Below are 20,426 nucleotides of genomic sequence, written 5' to 3' on the forward strand. Positions count from 1 at the left end.
TTTCAAGGCAAACAAACTATCAAGGAAGATAACTGGTGTTAAAGTCACTTAAAATAGCTCTACTTGTATTGTGTATTTCTTTCATTCCAATGACTCTGTGGAATGCTGGATACCTCTTTACTTCCGAATCATGCGATCCTAAATTTGGCTGCCAAGGTACATTTTTCTTAAAAACCTATATCCTTAGTTTCAGCGTAATCCTTTCTACCTTTACAATAACTATTGCCCACTACTTCATTCTTGGTAGACATAACATTCAAAACACACGTAAAGTCATTATTTTTACCTTTATTTTTGCTTTGATATTGGGAGTTATTGGCAATGAATCTATAATGATTGCTCAAAAAATAGGCATTGCAACTTTAATTGCCTTATGGGTAGCGATTCCACTATTTATCTCCATAGGCTTTTTTGAGTCCGAAAAAAACAAACTCGAACAATCAACTCAACACTCTTAACCCCAACCTGGCAGATTTTTCCAATTAATAAAGAACTTTTACCAAAATATTCGCTCTTTAGTTGATCATTTAGTTTAATTAAAAATCACCGCCTATTTGTGACTATCAATGTAAGCAGAGGAAAATATATGTTCGGACCTAATCCAAATGATAAAGAACCCATGAAAGGTTTTCCTCAAGTCGGCTTTTTGAAAAACTTTATTACGCGAGATAACATCGAAGTGGGTGATTACACCTATTACGATGACTTGGACGGGCCGGAAAACTTTGAGAAAAATGTCCTCTATCACTATCCGTTCATCGGCGACAAACTCATTATTGGAAAGTTCTGCGCCATCGCAACCAATGTGAAATTCATCATGAATGGTGCCAATCACAAAATGTCCGGCCTTTCGACCTATCCTTTCGGCATTTTCGGTCAAGGCTGGGAAGCGGCAATCCCTAAACCTGAAGACTTGCCTTTTAAGGGAAATACCGAAATCGGCAACGATGTTTGGATTGGGTATAACGCTACGATTATGCCCGGCGTCAAAATCGGGCATGGTGCGATTATCGCAGCAGAGTCGGTTGTGGTTAAAGACATCCCTCCCTATGCCATAGTTGGAGGAAATCCTGCTCAAGTGGTTCGTATGCGCTTCAACCAAGACGAGATAGACAAACTGATTGATATCGCTTGGTGGGAATGGCCTGTCGAAAAAATCACTAAAAATCTCTCTGCCATTACTGGCGGCGATCTTTCTTCACTACAAAAAGTAACATAAAGTTTAGGCTTGAATTAACTCAACCATTGGCGGCTACCAAAAATCGGAACAGTGATTGCCAAAGAGTTGGCGAAGCTAATGCAAAGTCAGCCAAGACAAAAAATTCAGTTTAAACTTACAAGCGTTTAAAACGAGCGCCTACGCCTTGACCGTCATAGGAAAATACGTCTCATAGCCATTACCCGTAACAATCAAATGAAACGGCGACTTGTTTCGAGCGATTTCTGATTCCACAAGAGCGCTTTGGGCTGCGGGATTTCCCTTTAACATCTCATATTGATTACTGTATTCAGTGTAGTGCTCGGCTGCTCGATGCAGGCTTGATACTGCAGATATTTTCGCGTAACGCTGTTGCAATTCAGGGTGATCTTTGAACATTTGCTCAATGCGCTGTTTATCAGGATGATCATTCGCAACCCGTACATACCCCTGACGATCATTCGTTAACGCAACTTCAGGTGGAACATGAATTCCTGCTTTCTCTAGTAGCTGGCGAACATCCTCTGAAAAGCTTTTTGTTTCTTTTTCTAATTCCGCTCGAGTCGGCAGCTCCAGTGGTGGCAATTCAAGTTTAGTCGAATTAAATGCTACTTGTCCGTTTGCTGCTTTTTGCTGCGGCAAAGCTGTTGGATATACCGTACTTGATGTGGCTGTCACAGATGTCATGATAATTCCCCTTGTTTAATGACTATCCAGCACCCAAAAGAAAAGCAAAAGACATTCCATAATAATCAACAAGGTCAAACTCGATTGATTTGTGAAGTCCATTCATACCCCAGCCTGGCAGATTCTTATGTGTAACAACAGAAGGTTTACCTTCGCAAGCTATCCCTGATAAGGTAGTTTTAGCAATTTTTATATACTATAAAATTTCAGCTACCTGGTTATCCGCATAGTGCTTTACATCTTCTCTTGGGTTGATTCCAAAGTAAGCGGAATAATCCCGACTGAATTGTGAAGCGCTCTGGTAGCCGGCTTGAAAAGAGGCCGTGGTGACATTCATTTTATTAAGTAACATGAACTTTCTAGCATGTTGCAGACGCTGTATTTTGATATAGCGTAAGGGGCTGACTTGTGTCATGTTTTTGAAGTGCTTATGAAAAGTCGATACCCCCATATTGGCGTATTCGGCAAGTTCATCGACACTCAAGTCTTCAAAAAGATGTTCGTTAATATAGGAAATCGTTTTAGAGATTTGATAAGCGGCTCCGCCACTATAGGCGTATTGCAACAAAACATAATTGTCGTTGGAGTGCAGCAATCGATAGAGTATTTCTTTCAGGTAAAGGTCTTCCAAAGCAGAGATATCTTCAGTTTTTTGCTGAAGCTTTGCCAACCTCACCACAACTTCTAATAATTCTTCTGTGATGTCATTTGATCCCATTGCAAGATCAGTATGGTTTTTATGTTCTATCTGAAAAGAATATTCCTTAACGGCTTCGAGAATTTTGGGTACCGAGAAAACAATCTGCAAAGATAAAAAAGGGGTTTCCGGCGATGCCTCGGTAATTTGGCCTGTCACCGGCAAGAAGGCGGTTGATAGCAAATATTTTTGCGGACAATACTCAAACAAATACTGGTCAAGGTAGACATTCTTGGCGCCTTGAACAATCACAAACAACGCCGGTTCATAAACGCTCTGCAACGGCTTGGTTATCGTAGAAGACTTAAACACTCGGACGGACGGAACCGCAGTTTGATTCAATCCTTCGTTTAAGTCTTCTGCAACAAGCAGCGCTTTCAATTGTGTTAATAAATCTGCTGTCATAATCAAACTATAGTAGCGTACCGCCTGACAATTCTACTCTCTGCCCATTTAACCACTTACAGTCATCAGAAACCAGAACGGCAAGTGCCGCACCAATATCATCCGGCAACCCTGCTCGCCCTAATGCGGTTCTAGAGGCAGTCAAATCATTCACTTCTTGGTTGTCTCTCACCAAACCACCACCAAAGTCGGTTTCAATAGCGCCAGGTGCGATCGTGTTTACCGTAATTTGTCGGTGACCTAATTCCACCGCCAGATAACGTGTCATCACTTCTACTGCGCCTTTCATTATGGCATAAGCACCAAAATTCGGGAGCGTGAAGCGAGTTAAACCGGAAGAAATATTCACAATATTGCCGCCATCTTTAACACTAGACAATAACTTTTGCGTCAAAAAAAACGGTGTCTTAATGTGAATATTCACCATCTCATCAAACGTCGTTTCAGTCGTGTCTGCAATGGGTGAATACGCACCTATCCCTGCATTATTGACCAATAAATCCAGTTGGTCTGTTTGCCAATTTAACTGCATTGCCGCTCTGACATCTGACACAAATTGATCTAACGTCGCCGGAGCGGAAGCATCGAATTGTAGAGCAACCGCTTGCTGACCAAACCCCTCAATTTCTTTTACGGTTTCTAGCGCTTGCGCTTCTGACTGCTTATAGGTCACAATCAAATTATAATTTTTTTGAGCAAGGTGAACCGCCATACTCTTGCCTAGACCTCTACTACCACCTGTTACAAGTGCAACTTTCATTGGTAAACTCCTTTTAAAATGACTTCGATTTTTTGATAAAACCTGCTGGAATCAGCTAAAAGTCATACTAAAGAAGGGTTGCCAACAATCCTATACAGATTATCTTCAATTCTTGCCTGATTCTCTAAATTCAATCAAAAAGTTCATTCCCCCAGCCTGGCAGATTTTCATAGCCATATTTCATATGTCGTTTTTCTTCAATAAATCCACTTAACGAGTGCCTACCATTGAAGCTGTCTAACACAGGAGGCACACTATGACTAAACGCATCAACTACGCAGCTATTTCGCCGGAAGATGAAAGTAAAAAACCAATAAACTTGTATCATACATTCTAATAATGATAGTATTCGCTTACCTTGTCGCGACACTCTAACAAAACAGGCCATTTTATGGCGCTTAGCGAGCTTTAACCAAGTGCAGCAATAGCGAAATCAATGCAGTTTTAAATCATAGCTTCAAGGCAAAAAACTTATAAAAACTCTAAAGATAAAGAGGAATTATCATGTCTGAAACAAAATTTTCTAACCCTGCTCCGCTAGGCTTAATCTCCTTCGGTCTGACCACTTGGATGCTAAGCATGGTGAATGCTGGCTGGTTTACTGGTCACAGCATGGGAATGGTTCTATCACTAGCCTTCGCTTTCGGTGGTACAGCTCAAATCATCGCTGGTATTATGGAGCTACCACGAGGCAACACTTTTGGTACGACTGCTTTCATCAGTTATGGTGCATTCTGGTGGTCTTTTGCTTTGTTTGTGCATTTCTTCGGCGCAGGCGTGCCAGCAGCTTTTGTTGGCTGGTATCTGTTTATGTGGGGTGTTTTCACTTTCTATATGTGGATTGCCACTTTCCCTGCTCCAAAAGCACTACAGTTGGTTTTCCTAGCGTTATGGATCACCTTCGTACTGCTTGCAATTGGCGAATGGACGGCTTCTATCACTTGGCATCACGCCGGTGGTTATGTAGGTTTGGTAACGGCCATCCTAGCGATTTATTTGTCAGCAGCTGAAGTGATTAACGAGCAGCATGGTCGCACGGTTCTGCCTATCGGCGCTAAAGCTTAAGCGTCTTTAAAATAAGGTTGCCTACACCAAAAGCGTTTCGCAGGTAAAGGCAACCTCACACAGCAATCATTAGGTGGGGGCAAAGTAGATTTATTTTGAGCGTTCACACGAATGCTTTTACCTTGCTTCCCCAGCCTGGCAGATTTTTACTTCACAAACTATTATTTTGTCTGCCCGCCTTTCCATTTGGCACCATTCATTCTTATAATGCACCATCCTATATTTTCAGAGAGCACTCTATGTCCAACACCCGACTTGCCTATCTTTTATTAATCCTCACCACTTTCTTTTGGGCAGGTAATTTTGTGCTCGCGCGTGCGGTGCATGCGAGTGTGCCGCCAATTGGGTTGGCGTTTTGGCGTTGGTTTGCGGTGGCAGTATTTATTGTGCCTTGGGCTTGGAAAGACTTAAAACAGCAATGGCCTGTCATGCGTGCGCACCCTTGGTTGATGCTGACATTTGGTGTCTTTAGTGTGGGGGCGTTTAACACTCTGGTGTATATCGGCTTGCAAACCACTACGGCGGTGAATGCTCTATTGCTATTGTCAGCAGGGCCTGTATTTATCATGCTGTTGTCGGCAATCATTCTTGGGCATGGGCTTAAGGCTGTTCAGGTTGTTGGGCTGACCATCTCTGCTGCCGGGGTATTAATGGTGCTGACACATGGCGATTTATCAAACCTTGCCGGTTTTGAAAACAATGCGGGGGTGCTTTGGGTTTTGGGCGGAGTAATTAGTTGGGCGCTATACTCGGTATTGCTTCATAAAAAACCTAGCGGCATTGGTGGGCAGGGCTTCTTCGCGATGACGGTTATTATCGGCGTGATCGGACTCTTACCTTTTTACCTGATGGAAACCTTTGTACAAAACAGACCAGTTCATATTGATATGAACTTGGTGCTTACAGTCGCTTATGTTGCTATTTTCGCTTCCATCCTAGCTTATTTGTTTTGGAATAAAGCTGTGGAGTTGATTGGCGCAAACCGTTCCAGCCCGTTTATTCATTTGATTCCTGCTTTTGGTTTAGTGCTATCTGTGCTGTTTATTGGTGAGCAAATTACGACCTCCGGCTTTGTAGGGCTGGCGCTTATTTTTGCGGGGCTTGTGGTGGCTGCGGGTAAATTTGGATTAGGAAAACAAGGCTAGAAAATGTTAAGGCTTTCAACCGGACAAATCATTCCCGAATCCGAAATCACTTGGCACGCCATGCGCGCGCAAGGTGCCGGCGGGCAAAACGTAAATAAGGTTGAAACAGCGATTCATCTGCGCTTTGACATCAAGCAGTCATCTTTGCCAGAAGACTTCAAGCTACGGTTGTTGAGAAAATCTGACCGACGCATTACCAAAGATGGCGTGATTATTATCAAAGCGCAATCTCACCGCACACAAGCAGCAAACAAAGAAGAAGCACTACAGCGATTACAAGCGATATTGGAAGAATCCGCGGTGCGACCCAAGGCGCGCATACCGACTCGCCCCAGTAAAAATGCACGCCTCAAACGCGTGAATGAGAAAAAACAGCGCGGCCAAATCAAAAATCTCCGGCAACGAGTGCGACATGACGATTAAAATAACCCCATCTCTTCATACTCATAAAGACTAACCAGATAATTGTATGACCGATTCCAGACCCATTGGCGTATTTGACTCAGGCATTGGCGGCTTGCCCATAGCCAAAAAAATTCGTGAATTGTTGCCAAACGAAAACCTGATCTATGTTGCAGACACACACTATGCTCCCTATGGCGAAAAGTCGGAAGACACTATTCTGCAACGCTCATTAGCTGTGACAGACTTTTTACGCTCACAAGATGTGAAGGCCATTGTCGTTGCTTGCAATACCGCCACCATGGTCAGTATTAAAACCCTTAGAGCGGAATATGGCGAAAAATATGACTTGCCATTTATTGGTGTAGAACCAGGCGTAAAACCTGCCGCCATCCATACCAAAACGGGCGTTATTGGTGTATTGGCAACAGAAAAGACTTTGACCAGCCATGCGTTTGATGCACTGGCAAAACGCGTAGCGGGCAATGCTCACATGGAAATACAACCCTCTCCCAAACTGGTTCGCTTGGTGGAAAATTTACAACTGGATGATGACGCAGCCGTCAAAGCCGTGGAAGAATATGTTCATCCATTGATAGAAAAAGATGCAGACACCATTATCCTAGGTTGCACACACTTTGCCCACCTAGCGCCTGTGATTGAAAAGGTAGCGGGAGACAAGGTTTCGGTTATCAGCACCGAACTGGCAGTTGCCAAAGAAGTAGTAAGACGCCTAAAAGTGGAAAACCTGTTAACGACACAACCGGATTTCGGAACAACAGAGTTTTTCAGCAATGGAGACTTGGCGCTTTTCCAACAACAAATCCAATACCTATGGGGAATAGATGCGCAAGCACAGCGCTTCTAACGCCACTCTGTTTACCCCAGCCTGGTAGATTTTGCATTTAAAAATCTACACTCGGTTCACCTAAGAAAAATATTCTTGCTGATTCAACAACAATGAATTCTCTAAATATAAACAAAAATGCAAAAATGTCTTGCTAAAATCCTAACCAAAATAAGCACAATCAGTCTAGTTTCAATCCTAAGGAGTCATACGTGGATACCTACAACAAGCTCAGCAAACAAACTATTTTTCTTCACTGGGTGGTCGCCACCTTTATGATCGCACTTCTGGCAGTCGGTGTGTATATGCACGAGACCAAAAGCTTCTTTTTATACTCTTGGCACAAGTCTTTCGGTGTGTTGATTGTTGTGTTTGTCGTTTGGCGTATTGTCAACCGCATGAAAAACGGCTGGTTGGAACCAGTTAGACAATACACGCCGATTGAAATCAGCCTATCGAAAATTGTACATTGGTTGCTGATTATCGGTACCATCCTGATGCCTATTTCCGGGATGATGATGTCTGGTCTGGGCGGTTACGGTATCCCGTTCTTCGGTTTAGAATTAGTCGCACCAAATCCGAACCCTGACGACCCGACTAAAATGATTCCGCTGAATGCGCCTTTGGCTCAAGCGGGTAAAGTAGTACACAGTTTGGCGGGTGATATTTTGATTGGTGCGGTGGCATTACATATTGCCGGTGCATTGAAACACCACTTCATCGATAAGGACAACACCCTGAACCGTATGAAAGGCGCAGACATTTCCCCTAAATAATCAATAAGCTCTCCTAGCTTAAAATTTATGCGCTTCAATCAACCTCGTTGAAGCGCATCTTTTTATTTACAACGCCCAAACTGGGTAGATTTCAAGTAGAGTTCCGCTAAGCTAATTGAGCAGGCCGTCCAAGCAGATAGCCTTGGAATAGATCCACCTCTTTATTTTCCAACCAACGTTTTTGAGCTTCGGTCTCGACACCTTCAATCAACACTTTCAGGTTCATAGCTTTCGACATAGCAATCATGGCTTTAACCATCTCCTGCGTTTCGTTCGAGGTTTCTATGTCGTTAACAAACTCACGGTCAATTTTCACAATATCAATTGGAAGTTTCTTCAATATCGCCAATGATGCATACCCAGTCCCAAAATCGTCCAACAGAATATGGCAACCTTCTTTCCTTAACTTCTGTAAGGCATCAATCGTCGCGCTTACATTGTGCATAATAGCGGTTTCAGTGACTTCAAAGTTGAATCTATTGATGGGAACCGACTTGTTATGTGAAATGGCACAGAGTTTTTCAACCAGTTTAGGGTTATCCAATTGCACAGCTGACAGGTTGATGCCAATCTTTATATTGTCATCCAATCTCTTTGCGTTAATGTCATCACACACTTTTTCAAACAGCGCAAACCCTAACTGAGAAATCAAACCATTTTGTTCCGCATATTCAATGAAATTAATAGGATAAATTAACTTACCATCATCGTTTTTTAGGCGTATCAACGCTTCATACTCCACAGGGGTTACAAAACTGTCTTTGCGAAAAATTGGTTGATAATGCATTTCAATATAACTTTTAGGCTTCTCTATCGCCTGCCAAATCAAACGAGCCATTAAATTCATTTCTATGAGGTCTTGCTCATCTCTTTCTTCAAAGAGCTGGCAACTATTCCTACCCTGCTCCTTGGCGCGGCACATAGCCGAATCTGCTCGACGCAATAATTCTTCGACATTATCGCCATGTTCCGGGTAGAAGGTTACGCCAATCGAGGCTGTCAAACGATGTATATGCTTACCACGAACATAGGGTTTGGATAGCCTTCTAACCAAACTTTCCGCCATTTCTTCGACGCTTCTATCACGAACAATTTGCGTCAAAACGATCACAAATTCATCCCCACCAAATCGGCATGCCAAGTCCGGCTCTCGTATATAGGAAGAAATCCTTTTTGAGGCTTCTTGCAGTATCCAGTCACCTTCACTATGACCAAAATGATCATTCACATATTTGAACTTATCCAAATCTACGAACAACACGGCAACTTTTCCACCATTGTTTTTTTGTGATTCGATGATACTTGTTTCCAAATAGCGTGTGAGCAAGGTGCGGTTTGCCAGTCCGGTAAGTGAATCATAATAGGCCAGTCTATCAAGGCGTTTTTCATCGGCTTTTTTCGTACTCATGTCGGCCATAACACCAACATAAAATGGCTTACCGGAAAACTCATCAACAATTTTGGAAGCCTGCAACCAACCAGGATAAATGGTTCCGTTTTTTCGCCGACTCCATATTTCACCTCTCCAGCTCCCTTCATCATCCAGACTTTTCCATAAATTCTGGTAATAGTCATCATTATGAACACCGGAGCGGAATAAAGTAGGTCGCTGATTGATCACTTCCATTTGTGCATAGCCAGTAGTTACTGAAAATGCCCTATTCGCCTTAATGATTTTGCCTTGCTCATCCATTAAAAGTACACCATCTCCAATCTGGTCAATTAAGGCATTTGCAAGGTGTAAAGAATGAATATTGGAAGATTCTTCGGTTAATGGGTTGAGATACACCAAACAATAAGATTCTTCAGAAGGGTCCAGCTTGAGCAACTGGCTATGCAAAGTGAAAAAACTGCCGTCATGCAGCTCGAATACATGGTTTTGATGAACCACTTGATGGCCGATGGATTCATCCCTTGTATTAAGGAATCTTATAAAAATTTCCGTGCTATCAGAGGACAACAAATCATGGAAGTGCCTGCCGACAATACTTTCTGACAAGCTTAAAAAATCACAAGCCGGCGTATTGATAAAAACAATTTTTCCATTGGGACATAGAAGAATGGCAGGTGTCAGACAAGACTCAAACAGGGCGTGATAGAACCTCAAGCTTTTAAACGGCTTCCTTTCCAAAACGTTACTTGCAGTAAAATTCGTTCTTTTTTGTTGGCTCACCATAACTAATCCTTATTATGGGCATCCTATTAGATCTAGCTAGCGTCAAAATATATGAATTTATAACTTTAAACACCCTTAACCACTCGCTCAGGTCATTTTCAGGTGTTTCACATTAATCTTCTGCAGAATTCCTTCCTTTAGAAGAACATATTACAATCTACATAAATAAAATTTATCTATCTATATAAATAAAACTAAATTATTTTAAACAAAACGTATGTATTTTTACTTAAACCTACCCATAGGTAGGCGATTAAAATTCATTCTAGCATAAACATACCTACTAATAGGTATGTTTTATTGTGAGACTTTATGAATCAAAAAAATAAAAAACAAAAGAAAGAATGGATTCGCAATGTGTATCTTCAGATTGGGCAAAACGTCAAAAGGTATCGTACAGAAAAAGGATTTTCTCAAGTTACGCTAGCACATGCATTAGGACATGATTCTGTCGGCGTAATATCAACAGCTGAACTTTGCTTAAACGGCAAACATTTCAATATTGAACATTTAACAAAAATCGCCTGTGTTTTGGAGATTGATATTTGCTGCCTTTTCGAAGGGGTAAACGAACTCGCCGACGCTCAAAAGAAAGCATCAACAGATTGCTGACCCAGTCAGGCAGGTTTTTTGTATCCTGGGTACAAATGATCATTACCACAAAGGACTTCCAGCTCCCAAACAGCTTTTGAAGAGCGTCTCCGTTCAAATATTTATTATTCGGACAATGATAATTCTAGGTCTACTACTCTTTATTTATACTCTCGCTGATTTCTGCCACCCTATTCCCAAGAGGTTCAGTAATGTGACTAGCCACCTTGGCTTCGCAGACGATGATCTGATGTTTAGGGCAACGACTGCGTTTTCAGTTTGTTTTGAGTGAATTCATAAAGCATAGGTGTGCCTGTCGGGATTTCCAACTGCAGAACATCATCTTTAGACAGGTTTTCGATGTGCATCACAATCGAACGCAAGCTGTTACCGTGCGCAGACACCAGTACATTTTTGTTCTCAGCCAATAGCGGCATCACGCTTTCTACAAAAAAAGGAATAGTGCGCTCCGCAGTCTCTTTTAAACATTCACCATTCGGTGGCGGCACATCATAACTTCTTCGCCAGATATGCACCTGCTCATCCCCGAACTCTTCCGCCACTTGCGCTTTGTTTCGCCCTTGTAACCCACCGTAATAGCGTTCGTTCAAATGCCAGTTGTGATACACAGGCAACACATTCGCCAGCGTTTCCTCGCTGTAAATACCGGTTTTGTCCTTCATCTCCGGGTCGTCATGCAACACCACCGGGGTTTTCTCGCTATGCGATTGCACCAACGCAATCATCGCGGTTTCCATCGCGCGAATCTGCATAGAGCTGAACACCACATCAAACTCAATACCCGCGATTTTCTGCCCAGCGGCTTCCGCCTCCTTGATGCCGTTTTGCGACAAAGGCACATCCACCCAACCGGTAAAGATATTCTTCAGATTCCACACGGACTCACCGTGCCGCAATAAAACTAGCTTTGACATCACGCACCTCAAACAAAGGAAGATAGAGTTTTATCATAATAATTTTGGTGATTGTTTTGTATGGAAGAAGTCGTGAGATGAATGTTTACGACACATAAAACACCTTTCCTGAACGAACTATATAAACATGACGGCACGAAACTCCCTACAACATCTTAGCGAGGTGTAAACCTTGTATCTTCCAATCCACCCTTTGTTAGAAAATATTTAACTACTCATTTACAGTAAATAATTATCGTATTACAATAATTTTTTACTGCAATTCAATTTTAAACATTTGGTACTCTAATGCTATATGAGGATTTCTTAAATGAATCAAAATATTAATAAAATTAAAAAACTCAGTTCCACACTTCGTTTACTTGTAAGGTTTTTGATTGTTGCCATTCCTTCTTATTATTTAATCTATTGGGTTTTTATCAATCAGCTTCCAACGACTCTTATTAGCGTTAATACAGAACCTAAGATGATTTTGGAATATCCTTTAGAAGTAAAATTTCAAATAATCGGTTTCCTGTTTGCCTTACCAGTCTTACTGTCGTTGCTATACGGCTTGGTAAATGTCGACAAACTATTCATTTTTTACCAAAAGGGCGTAGTTTTTTCATATGACCAAGTTAGACTTTTTAAAAACATTTCAAAAGCTTTAATTTTTTGGGTAGTGGCTTCCACTATTTATCAATCCGCTAAAAGCGTTTTATTTACTTTACATAATCCTCCTGGGGAAAGAATGATAACTATTGGATTTGGCTCGGCAGAAGTCATGATTTTAGTTGTTGCGGCATTGGCTATTTTAGTTGCTTGGACTGTCGAAGAAGGACAGCATTTGTCAGAAGAACAAAAATATACGATTTAAGGATTAATACATGGCAATTATTGTAAATTTGGATGTTGTTTTGGCAAAAAACAAAATGAGATCAAACGATTTAGCAAAGCTGATTGGAATTACTGAACAAAATTTGTCCATCCTAAAAACTGGAAAAGCTAAGGCAATAAAATTGACTACCTTGAATTCCATTTGCAAGCATTTAAATTGTCAACCTGGCGATTTATTAGAGTTTAAGGAAGATTAGGTTTAAATAACTGGATATAAAAAACCGCCAGACCCAACCTGGCAGTTTTTTCAGCATTTAGAATGAATTAGGCGCTTTGAACTTTTTCTTCAAACTGCTTTCTTAAAACCCTCGCGGCTTCAACCATATTGGCAAGCGCGGGTTCGGTTTCTTTCCAGCTGCGGGTTTTGAGGCCGCAGTCCGGGTTCACCCAGAGTCTTTCCGCGGGAATATTCTTAGCCGCCTTTTGAATCAAATCCACCATCTGCTCAACCGTTGGGATATTCGGTGAGTGGATGTCGTAAACCCCCGGCCCGATTTCATTCGGATATTGGAAATCGACGAAGGCATCCAACAGTTTCATTTGCGACTTGGACGTTTCAATGGTGATGACATCGGCATCCATTTTCGCCACGGCTTCGATAATGTCATTGAACTCGGAATAACACATATGGGTATGGATTTGCGTGTCGTTCTGCACCCCGGAAGTGGTGAGGCGGAAGCTGTTGACCGCCCAATAGAGATAATCCTCCCAATCGGAACGCTTCAACGGCAAGCCTTCACGCAATGCGGCTTCGTCAATTTGAATCATGTGAATGCCGGCGGCTTCCAAGTCCAGCACTTCATCTCTGAGAGCCAAGGCAATCTGATTGCAGGTGGTTTCACGGGTTTGATCGTTACGCACGAACGACCATTGCAACATAGTCACCGCACCGGTCAGCATACCTTTCATAATCTTGTCGGTCTGGCTTTGTGCATAGGTTGACCAGTTGACCGTCATCGGCAATGGACGCGAGACATCCCCGAAAATAATCGGTGGTTTAACACAACGCGAACCATAGGACTGCACCCAACCGTACTGGGTAAAGGCATAGCCGTCCAACTGCTCGCCGAAGTATTCGACCATGTCGTTGCGCTCGGGTTCGCCATGCACAAATACATCAATACCGATGCGTTCCTGACGCTCGCAGACATCGCGAATTTCCGCCTGCATGGCTTCAATATAATCCAACTCATCCAGCTCACCGTTTTTGAACTTGCGTCTGGCCTGACGGATTTCCTGCGTTTGCGGGAAGGAACCAATGGTAGTGGTCGGGAACAAAGGCAGATTGAATTTGGTTTTCTGCAACTTAGCCCGGACAGCATAAGGTTCGTCTCGGGTCAGCGAGATTTCATCCAACTTGGCAAGGCGAGTTTGCACCTCGGCATTATGAATCAGCTTGGAATTGGCTTTGGCTGCCAATGCTTGTCGATTATCTTCTAATGCTTTTTTATCTGCCTTGCCATGCAACGCATCATTCAGCAGTTTGACTTCACCGAGTTTCTGTTTGGCGAATGACAGGTAGTTTTTCAACTCGGGATTGAGCTTGGTTTCCACTTCGAGATTGACCGGCACGTGCAACAGCGAACAACTCGGCGCTATCCATAGGTTATCGCCAAACTTGGCTTTGACGTCTTGAAGCTGTTCGATAGCATCGGTGATGTCGGTTTTCCAAATATTACGCCCGTCCACCAGACCAATAGACAAAACCTTGTCTGCCGGGTACCGCTCAACCAAGTCATCCAACTGCTTGGCGCCACGCAAACCGTCATAATGCAGCCCCGAAACAGGTAACTGACATGCCAAATCAAGATTGTCCCCCAGGGTTTCAAAATAGGTTGCCAAAAGCAGTTTGACCGGAGATTGCGCCAGTGTTTGATAAGCGTCTTTAAAGGCGTTTTGCCACTCGGCTTCCAGCTCCAGCACCAAAATCGGTTCGTCGATTTGTACCCACTCAACACCCTGCTCCGCCAAGCGTTGCAAGATTTGCCTATAGACTTCCAACAACGCAGGCAAACGACTGAGCTTAGGAATAGCCGTGCCTTTGTTTTCTGCCAGATACAAATAGGTCACGGGACCAACCAACACCGGTTTGAAATCAATATTGTTTCCATCCTGCTTTAGGGTCAATGCCTCCGCCACTTCATCGAAAAGACGTGTGTCTGTAATGGCGAACTCTGTGTCGTCTTCCAACTCCGGCACAATGTAGTGGTAGTTGGTGTCGAACCATTTTTTCATCGCTCCGGCGTAATCGGCTTTAGACTGTGTTTCACAACCATGTCCTGCACAACAACCATGCCTATCATCAGAAGGCGCACGGCCACGCGCCATACGAAACGCAACTTCCACATCGAAATCTTCTTGACGGAAACGCTTTGGAATCACACCCAGCAACGTACTCATGTTCAACACTTGATCGTAGTAGGCGAAATCATTGACTGGTATCAGCTCCACCCCGGCTTTGATTTGCGTTTGAAAATTCTGATAACGAATTTCTCTAGCTTGCGCTTCGAGATCCGCTAAACTTTTTTCGCCCTTCCAATAGGCTTCTAGCGTAAATTTCAATTCACGAAAATCGCCGATACGTGGGTAGCCAAGATTGTGTAATGCCATGATGTTTGTCTCCTTAAATGGTTTGCTTGATGCACGACTCGCATAGTAAGCTTGGACAAACATGAAAACAAACGAATAAAATTCACATAAACATGAAAATAATTCATAATACTGCTCATGTTAGAAATCAAACACCTCAAAACCATCCTGTCACTGGCGGAAACGCATTCGGTGAATATCAGTGCGCAGCAGTTACACATGACGCAGTCAGCACTGTCGCATCAAATAAAACTGCTGGAGTCGCAACTGGGGCAAAACCTGTTCGAGCGAAAATCCAACCCGATTCGTTTTACCCCTGCTGGTGAAACCCTGCTGGCTTGCGCCAAAGAAGTGCTACCGAAAATCCAGCACACCGAGCAGGTGCTGACGGCAATGGAACAAGGCAACCTTGGACGCTTATTAATTGGGGTCGATTGCCATACCTGTTTCGACTGGCTACTGCCTTTGGTGCAAAGCTACCAGGAGAAATGGCAGGGCGTGGACCTGGATATTTTGAACGTGTTCGGCAACAATCCGGAGCTAAGTGGTGAGTTGACCCTTGCCAAGCTGGATAATCAGGAGTTGGATTTGGTCATCACTTCCGACCCTGAGTCTTCAGAAGACAGAGTTTTTACCCCGTTGTTCAGCTATGAGCAGGTTTGCGTGTTTTCTCCGCAACATGCTTTTGCACAAAAAGACGTTTTACTGCCGAAGGACTTCAAAGATCAAACCCTGATTGTCTATCCGGTAGATAAACAGAAACTCGATTTTTTCCGTCGTTTCTTAAACCCTGCGAATATCAAGCCGAAGGAAATCCGCCACTCACAACTCACGGTGATGATGTTGCAGAATGTCGCTTTGAATCGCGGCGTGTGCATTTTGCCGAAATGGCTTATCAAAACCTTACCAGAGTTCAGTCACCTGCCGACCAAACCGCTCGGTAAAGAAGGCTTGTGGTCAACGCTTTACGTCGCTACTCGCCAAAGCGAACAGAAACGGCCTTACATAGAAGACTTTATCCACTTGATAGCGGATAATATGAACCCTTAACTTTTACATACTTTGAACATGAACGCGACCCTTGCCCTGATTTCGGAAACCGACCCTGCATTGAACACGGCCTTGCAAGCGCTGACGCAAGCGCTCGATTTGCCCTTACTAGACCGGGAATCGGCACTGAAAAAACACACCAATATCAGCAATTACGACTTTCTGTTGGGTTGGTTAAACACAAATGAAAATGTTCTCCCCCCCAGGCTGGCACTTTTTTCCAAAAAAACCGGCCCTGTTTTTATCGACTTTTTAGGGGGCAAAAAGAATCATCGCCGTCAATTCGGTGGAGGCAAAGGTCAACCACTTGCCAGAGCCGTTGGTGCTTCGGCAGAACATCCGCCAAAACTGATTGATGCGACAGCGGGCATGGGGGGAGATGCCTTTGTGTTTGCGACACTTGGTTGTGACGTATTGATGATTGAACGCTCACCAGTTATCGCCGCACTATTACAAGATGCCTTAAATAGAGCAAAAACCGAACTTAAATTGGAACACGAAGGTCAAACAACGAGATTCGATGCGGAAGAGCGTACATTTTTAGAAGAAACCATTGAGCATATGAGTTTGGTGAATGCTGATGCGGCTGATTTTCTCAATAATGAAAAACCTGATGCTGATGTTATTTATCTCGACCCGATGTACCCAGAAAAAAAGAAAAAGGCGGCGACCAATAAAGAAATGACCGCATTACAGGGATTAGTTGGCCCAGACATGGACTCTAGCAATCTACTGGAAGCGGCATTGCAAGTGGCGAAAAAACGAGTAGTAGTGAAACGCCCAACCAAAGCCGAACCGATTCAACTTGCGGATGGTCGATTGCCTTCTGCCAACATCCAAAGCCCAAACACTCGTTATGACCTTTACACGCTAAGTCGCCTCTAAAACCACCTAAAACCTAAACAAAACGCGACAACCCTGAATTTCAATTAGGGAAAAATCTTTATATTTCTTGCACTTATTAGTAATTCTATCCACCTTGATACAAATAATTTATAGCTAATATTACAAGCAACTTATATAAAAAATATTTGGCTAAAATTTTCTATAAAACCTTGTTAAATCAATTGGTTGAAATAAATTATTTTTAAAAATTTAATGCATTCTTCACACAAAATGCTAGAATACTGCTCCCTTCCCCCTCCACCCTACTATTGAACCTACTGTCTTCTACCCATAAAATTGAAAGGTTGATGCAGATCAAAAAAACAATGGAGTTTTCCTATGTCAAATTTGTTAAACGATATTTCGGACGTTTTTAAAAACCTTTGGTTCCGAGATACGAAAGAAGACGTGATCTTCTTGAATGACGCTGCGGTTCGTATTCGTGCGGGGATGTTGTTATTTATTTCTATTTATATGAGTTTCACACTTTGGAACGCTTTTTTTGTCTCCCACTGGGTGGTCGATGGCAATACTGCGGTGGATAGTGGTGATATGGATTGGGATAACAATATTATCTACAGTGTACAAGCGATCAAGCGTGTATATGATTGGACTTTCCAAACCAACTTACTTTGGTATGGTTTATTTGAAATGCTTGCGGGCATGACGGTATTTACTTCCCGTTTCTCCCCTACGATTTATATCGCTGCATTTCTAGCAAAAAGAACAGCAAAACCTATTTGGAAACCTTTGCTACCAAAACGTTTTGCTTGGTCCATTGGTGCCACTATTATTGCTACTTGTTTAATATTCTTTAACCCTGATGTATTTGCGAACTGGGTCAATACTTTAACAGGCCATGAATTATTGCCGACAGATCGTCAATACATGTCTTATTACATTCCATTGAGCTTAGTTTGGGTATGTTTGGGCTTTATGTGGATGGAAGCGGTGCTTGGTTTCTGTGTAGGCTGTAAAGTACATGCTTTACTGGTGAAAGTAGGTGTACTGAAAGATGCTTGTGAAGCCTGTAACAATATTGATTGGGACGAGATTGCGCGTAAAAACCAAGAACGTCTTGCTAAAGAAGCTGCTCAAAACAACAAAGAGCAACACGCTTCTTAACGAATTCCTCCCCCCTTGTTTCAGGATGATTACAGATTAAACGGCACGGATGCCGTTTTTTTATGCCTGCAATTCAAGGGGATTGTTTAGGCAGAAAGATTTTCTTCCGTTACTTTCTTTTTCTCTTTGTGTTTGTCTTTATCATCATGAGACTTACCTGAGGACTTCTTGGCAAAGCCGACCCCTTTTTTGGTTTTCGCTTGTAAATCTAATGAGCCAATCAACTCTCGATAATCCACGCCAAGGCGGTGAAATTCTGCAAAGCTTTTGACTATAACGGCGATAGTATTTGGGACTTCGCCCTTTTTCTTATAAGCCTGTAGGTTCTTTTCACTCACTTTAATTAAGCGGCTAAACTTAGGCAAAGAAATATCCGCATCCAACAAAGTTTTCTTAAACTCAATAAATGTCATAACTCGCCCTCCTTAAATAAATAACAACCACTTTTTTTGATTGCCCGAGTATTCTCTGGCAATTCCGGCGCCGAATTATAACCTCTCTTGCAACCACTGGTTATATAAACGCGTTTGACAAACACTATAAAATCATTAGAATCGTAATAACTTATTACTATTAGACCTATTCTATTACAGTTTTTGAACAATAGTAATAAGAAACCACTTTAACTTTTAACACTCGTCAAGGAGTACCTCATGTCAAAAGCTCTTAAGAAAAAAGCTGTAAAAAAAGTTGCATCAAAAATGAGTAAGAAATTGGTTTCTAAAAAGAAAGCAAAAAAAATCACTAGCAAAGTTGCTAAGGCAGTAATGAAGAAAAAGCCTTCAAGCAAAAAAAGTGCACGTAAAGCGGCTAAAAAAGCTGTGAAGCGTATTGCTTAATTAACGATCAACTCGTTAATTTAATGCAAAAAGCTCCTTAGAAACGTCTAGGGAGTTTTCCATTCCACCTTCATCAAACATCATTCTTCACTTTCTTTTACTGACATCTTCACATTACCTTGTATAAAATGATTAAATAACAGTTAGTTAGCCCTTAAATTGTTATCGGTTTTTTGCGTAAATACTCTAACGCTTAGCTCACCGACAAAGGAGTTTGTGATGACTGAAACAACCACTTCAATAAAGATTCCAGAAAAAATGAAGGCGATTGCAGCGCTTGCTGCTAAAGAAACCAATACAACCAAAAATCTCGTCGAAATATCATTACCAACACCTAGTCCAGCACATCGAGAGCTGTTGGTTAAAATTGAAGCCGTCTCCGTTAACCCCGTCGATACCAAAGTTCGTCAACGTCATGCAACTCAATCAGATGACACTAATCCTAAAGTGCTGGGTTGGGATGCTGCAGGTACCGTAGTTGCCGTAGGTGATGAGGCCATAGACTTTAAAATCGGCGATGAAGTTTGGTACGCTGGAGAACTCACACGTCAAGGATCCAATGCGGAGTATCAGCTGGTAGATGAACGCTTGGTCAGCCTAAAACCGAAAAGCTTAAATTTTGCGGAAGCAGCCGCCATGCCCCTTACAATACTGACTGCATGGGAAATGTTATTTGATCGTTTACAACTTAAGCAAGATGACAATAAATGCCTACTGATTATCGGTGCTGCTGGCGGTGTGGGCTCCATTATGATTCAACTTGCCAAGCTACTAACGCAAAAAATCATTATCGGTACCGCTTCCCGACCAGACTCAGAACAATGGCTTAAAGATTTAGGCTGTCACCATACAATCAACCATCAAGAATTACTCGTACCGCAAATCAAAGCATTGCATTTACCAGCAATCAATCACATTATTTCTTTGAACCATACTGATCAACACCTGGATGAAATTGCAGAACTCATTGCCCCACAAGGTAAATTCGGTTTAATTGATGACCCGCTAACTTTTGATATAAGAGTACTTAAACAAAAAAGCGTATCCGTTCATTGGGAATTTATGTACACCCGTTCTTTATTCAAAACTGATGACATGAACCAACAACACATTATTTTGAATGAAACAGCACAAATGATTGATAAAGGCCTAATCAAATCTACGTTAAACCACCACTTCGGCAAGCTCAATTTAGAAAACCTGAAAGCTGCTCATGAGTTTATAGAAACGCATTCGGCCATTGGAAAAGTGGTACTAGAAGGCTTCTAAGCACCGATTTTAGACAAAATATAAAAAAAGGATTTGCAATCCAACCACTGAGATGTTGTAATAATTATCGTTATGTTCAGTCGTACATAACGTATCAGAAATAATCATT

General features: G+C 42.3%; 22 protein-coding genes. 15 read left to right on the forward strand and 7 right to left on the reverse strand.

Going from position 1 to position 20,426, the window contains the following annotated elements; translation table 11 throughout:
* The first annotated feature begins 35 nt into the window (after positions 1 to 35).
* Together N745_RS0110055 and N745_RS0110060 are read left to right on the forward strand one after the other, a co-directional pair.
* Positions 36 to 458 carry a hypothetical protein gene (locus N745_RS0110055; protein ID WP_024851995.1) on the forward strand — a complete coding sequence of 141 codons (423 nt, stop codon included), beginning with the start codon at positions 36 to 38 and terminating at the stop codon, positions 456 to 458.
* A 128-nt stretch (positions 459 to 586) separates the two neighbouring features.
* Positions 587 to 1,219 (forward strand): Vat family streptogramin A O-acetyltransferase, encoded by a 633-nt coding sequence (locus tag N745_RS0110060; RefSeq protein WP_024851996.1) that lies wholly within the window; start codon positions 587 to 589, stop codon positions 1,217 to 1,219.
* 138 nt (positions 1,220 to 1,357) lie between these two features.
* Here N745_RS0110060 and N745_RS0110065 read toward each other — a convergent pair whose 3' ends face one another.
* The 3 genes from N745_RS0110065 to N745_RS0110075 form a co-directional block, all read right to left on the reverse strand.
* Positions 1,358 to 1,885 carry a hypothetical protein gene (locus N745_RS0110065; protein ID WP_024851997.1) on the reverse strand — a complete coding sequence of 176 codons (528 nt, stop codon included), beginning with the start codon at positions 1,883 to 1,885 and terminating at the stop codon, positions 1,358 to 1,360.
* 196 nt (positions 1,886 to 2,081) lie between these two features.
* Positions 2,082 to 2,987: an AraC family transcriptional regulator gene (locus N745_RS0110070; RefSeq protein WP_024851998.1), complete on the reverse strand. Its 906-nt coding sequence runs from the start codon at positions 2,985 to 2,987 to the stop codon at positions 2,082 to 2,084.
* Positions 2,988 to 2,994: 7 nt separating this feature from the next.
* Positions 2,995 to 3,747, reverse strand: a complete 753-nt coding sequence (locus N745_RS0110075) for an SDR family NAD(P)-dependent oxidoreductase (protein WP_024851999.1) — start codon at positions 3,745 to 3,747, stop codon at positions 2,995 to 2,997.
* 504 nt (positions 3,748 to 4,251) lie between these two features.
* On the opposite strand from N745_RS0110075, the gene N745_RS0110080 reads away from it, so the two are divergent.
* From N745_RS0110080 to N745_RS0110100, 5 genes are all read left to right on the forward strand, one after another.
* Positions 4,252 to 4,812: an acetate uptake transporter gene (locus tag N745_RS0110080; RefSeq protein ID WP_024852000.1), complete on the forward strand. Its 561-nt coding sequence runs from the start codon at positions 4,252 to 4,254 to the stop codon at positions 4,810 to 4,812.
* Between the two features lie 239 nt (positions 4,813 to 5,051).
* Entirely contained in the window at positions 5,052 to 5,957 is a 906-nt protein-coding gene (locus N745_RS0110085) for a DMT family transporter (RefSeq protein WP_024852001.1), read from the forward strand.
* Between the two features lie 3 nt (positions 5,958 to 5,960).
* Complete coding sequence (gene arfB, locus N745_RS0110090) at positions 5,961 to 6,380, forward strand: alternative ribosome rescue aminoacyl-tRNA hydrolase ArfB (RefSeq protein ID WP_024852002.1); 420 nt, start codon at positions 5,961 to 5,963, stop codon at positions 6,378 to 6,380.
* Positions 6,381 to 6,426: 46 nt separating this feature from the next.
* Entirely contained in the window at positions 6,427 to 7,227 is an 801-nt protein-coding gene (murI, locus tag N745_RS0110095; RefSeq protein WP_024852003.1) for a glutamate racemase, read from the forward strand.
* Between the two features lie 191 nt (positions 7,228 to 7,418).
* Positions 7,419 to 7,982: a cytochrome b gene (locus tag N745_RS0110100; RefSeq protein WP_024852004.1), complete on the forward strand. Its 564-nt coding sequence runs from the start codon at positions 7,419 to 7,421 to the stop codon at positions 7,980 to 7,982.
* Positions 7,983 to 8,088: 106 nt separating this feature from the next.
* Here N745_RS0110100 and N745_RS0110105 read toward each other — a convergent pair whose 3' ends face one another.
* Positions 8,089 to 10,158 carry a putative bifunctional diguanylate cyclase/phosphodiesterase gene (locus N745_RS0110105; RefSeq protein ID WP_024852005.1) on the reverse strand — a complete coding sequence of 690 codons (2,070 nt, stop codon included), beginning with the start codon at positions 10,156 to 10,158 and terminating at the stop codon, positions 8,089 to 8,091.
* Positions 10,159 to 10,470: 312 nt separating this feature from the next.
* Here N745_RS0110105 and N745_RS0110110 point away from each other — a divergent pair, with 312 nt between their 5' ends.
* A complete protein-coding gene (locus tag N745_RS0110110) occupies positions 10,471 to 10,770 on the forward strand; it encodes a helix-turn-helix domain-containing protein (protein WP_024852006.1) in 300 nt (99 codons plus the stop codon).
* A gap of 233 nt (positions 10,771 to 11,003) precedes the next feature.
* On the opposite strand, the gene N745_RS0110115 is transcribed toward N745_RS0110110, so the two are convergent.
* A complete protein-coding gene (locus tag N745_RS0110115; RefSeq protein WP_024852007.1) occupies positions 11,004 to 11,684 on the reverse strand; it encodes a 2,3-bisphosphoglycerate-dependent phosphoglycerate mutase in 681 nt (226 codons plus the stop codon).
* Between the two features lie 310 nt (positions 11,685 to 11,994).
* Between N745_RS0110115 and N745_RS0110120 the strand changes: the two genes are divergently transcribed.
* Together N745_RS0110120 and N745_RS0110125 are read left to right on the forward strand one after the other, a co-directional pair.
* Positions 11,995 to 12,540, forward strand: coding sequence for a DUF2975 domain-containing protein (locus N745_RS0110120; protein ID WP_024852008.1), 546 nt, complete (start codon positions 11,995 to 11,997; stop codon positions 12,538 to 12,540).
* Positions 12,541 to 12,550: 10 nt separating this feature from the next.
* On the forward strand, positions 12,551 to 12,757 hold the full coding sequence (locus N745_RS0110125) for a helix-turn-helix domain-containing protein (protein WP_024852009.1): 207 nt from the start codon (positions 12,551 to 12,553) through the stop codon (positions 12,755 to 12,757).
* Between the two features lie 67 nt (positions 12,758 to 12,824).
* Here the strand turns inward: N745_RS0110125 and metE are convergent, their stop codons facing one another.
* Positions 12,825 to 15,170 (reverse strand): 5-methyltetrahydropteroyltriglutamate--homocysteine S-methyltransferase, encoded by a 2,346-nt coding sequence (gene metE, locus N745_RS0110130; protein ID WP_024852010.1) that lies wholly within the window; start codon positions 15,168 to 15,170, stop codon positions 12,825 to 12,827.
* Positions 15,171 to 15,287: 117 nt separating this feature from the next.
* On the opposite strand from metE, the gene N745_RS0110135 reads away from it, so the two are divergent.
* From N745_RS0110135 to N745_RS0110145, 3 genes are all read left to right on the forward strand, one after another.
* Complete coding sequence (locus N745_RS0110135; protein ID WP_024852011.1) at positions 15,288 to 16,199, forward strand: LysR family transcriptional regulator; 912 nt, start codon at positions 15,288 to 15,290, stop codon at positions 16,197 to 16,199.
* A gap of 18 nt (positions 16,200 to 16,217) precedes the next feature.
* The gene (locus tag N745_RS12010; protein ID WP_024852012.1) at positions 16,218 to 17,084 is read left to right on the forward strand and encodes a class I SAM-dependent methyltransferase; all 867 of its coding nucleotides are present in this window, start codon (positions 16,218 to 16,220) and stop codon (positions 17,082 to 17,084) included.
* Between the two features lie 339 nt (positions 17,085 to 17,423).
* Positions 17,424 to 18,209: a DUF4395 domain-containing protein gene (locus tag N745_RS0110145; protein WP_051453398.1), complete on the forward strand. Its 786-nt coding sequence runs from the start codon at positions 17,424 to 17,426 to the stop codon at positions 18,207 to 18,209.
* Positions 18,210 to 18,295: 86 nt separating this feature from the next.
* Here the strand turns inward: N745_RS0110145 and N745_RS12015 are convergent, their stop codons facing one another.
* A complete protein-coding gene (locus tag N745_RS12015) occupies positions 18,296 to 18,622 on the reverse strand; it encodes a hypothetical protein (protein ID WP_024852014.1) in 327 nt (108 codons plus the stop codon).
* A 240-nt stretch (positions 18,623 to 18,862) separates the two neighbouring features.
* Between N745_RS12015 and N745_RS0110155 the strand changes: the two genes are divergently transcribed.
* Entirely contained in the window at positions 18,863 to 19,048 is a 186-nt protein-coding gene (locus N745_RS0110155) for a hypothetical protein (protein ID WP_024852015.1), read from the forward strand.
* A gap of 219 nt (positions 19,049 to 19,267) precedes the next feature.
* Positions 19,268 to 20,317, forward strand: a complete 1,050-nt coding sequence (locus N745_RS0110160; RefSeq protein WP_245595681.1) for a zinc-binding alcohol dehydrogenase family protein — start codon at positions 19,268 to 19,270, stop codon at positions 20,315 to 20,317.
* Positions 20,318 to 20,426 lie beyond the last annotated feature (109 nt).

It is taken from the genome of Hydrogenovibrio kuenenii DSM 12350 (assembly GCF_000526715.1).
Classification (GTDB): domain Bacteria; phylum Pseudomonadota; class Gammaproteobacteria; order Thiomicrospirales; family Thiomicrospiraceae; genus Hydrogenovibrio; species Hydrogenovibrio kuenenii.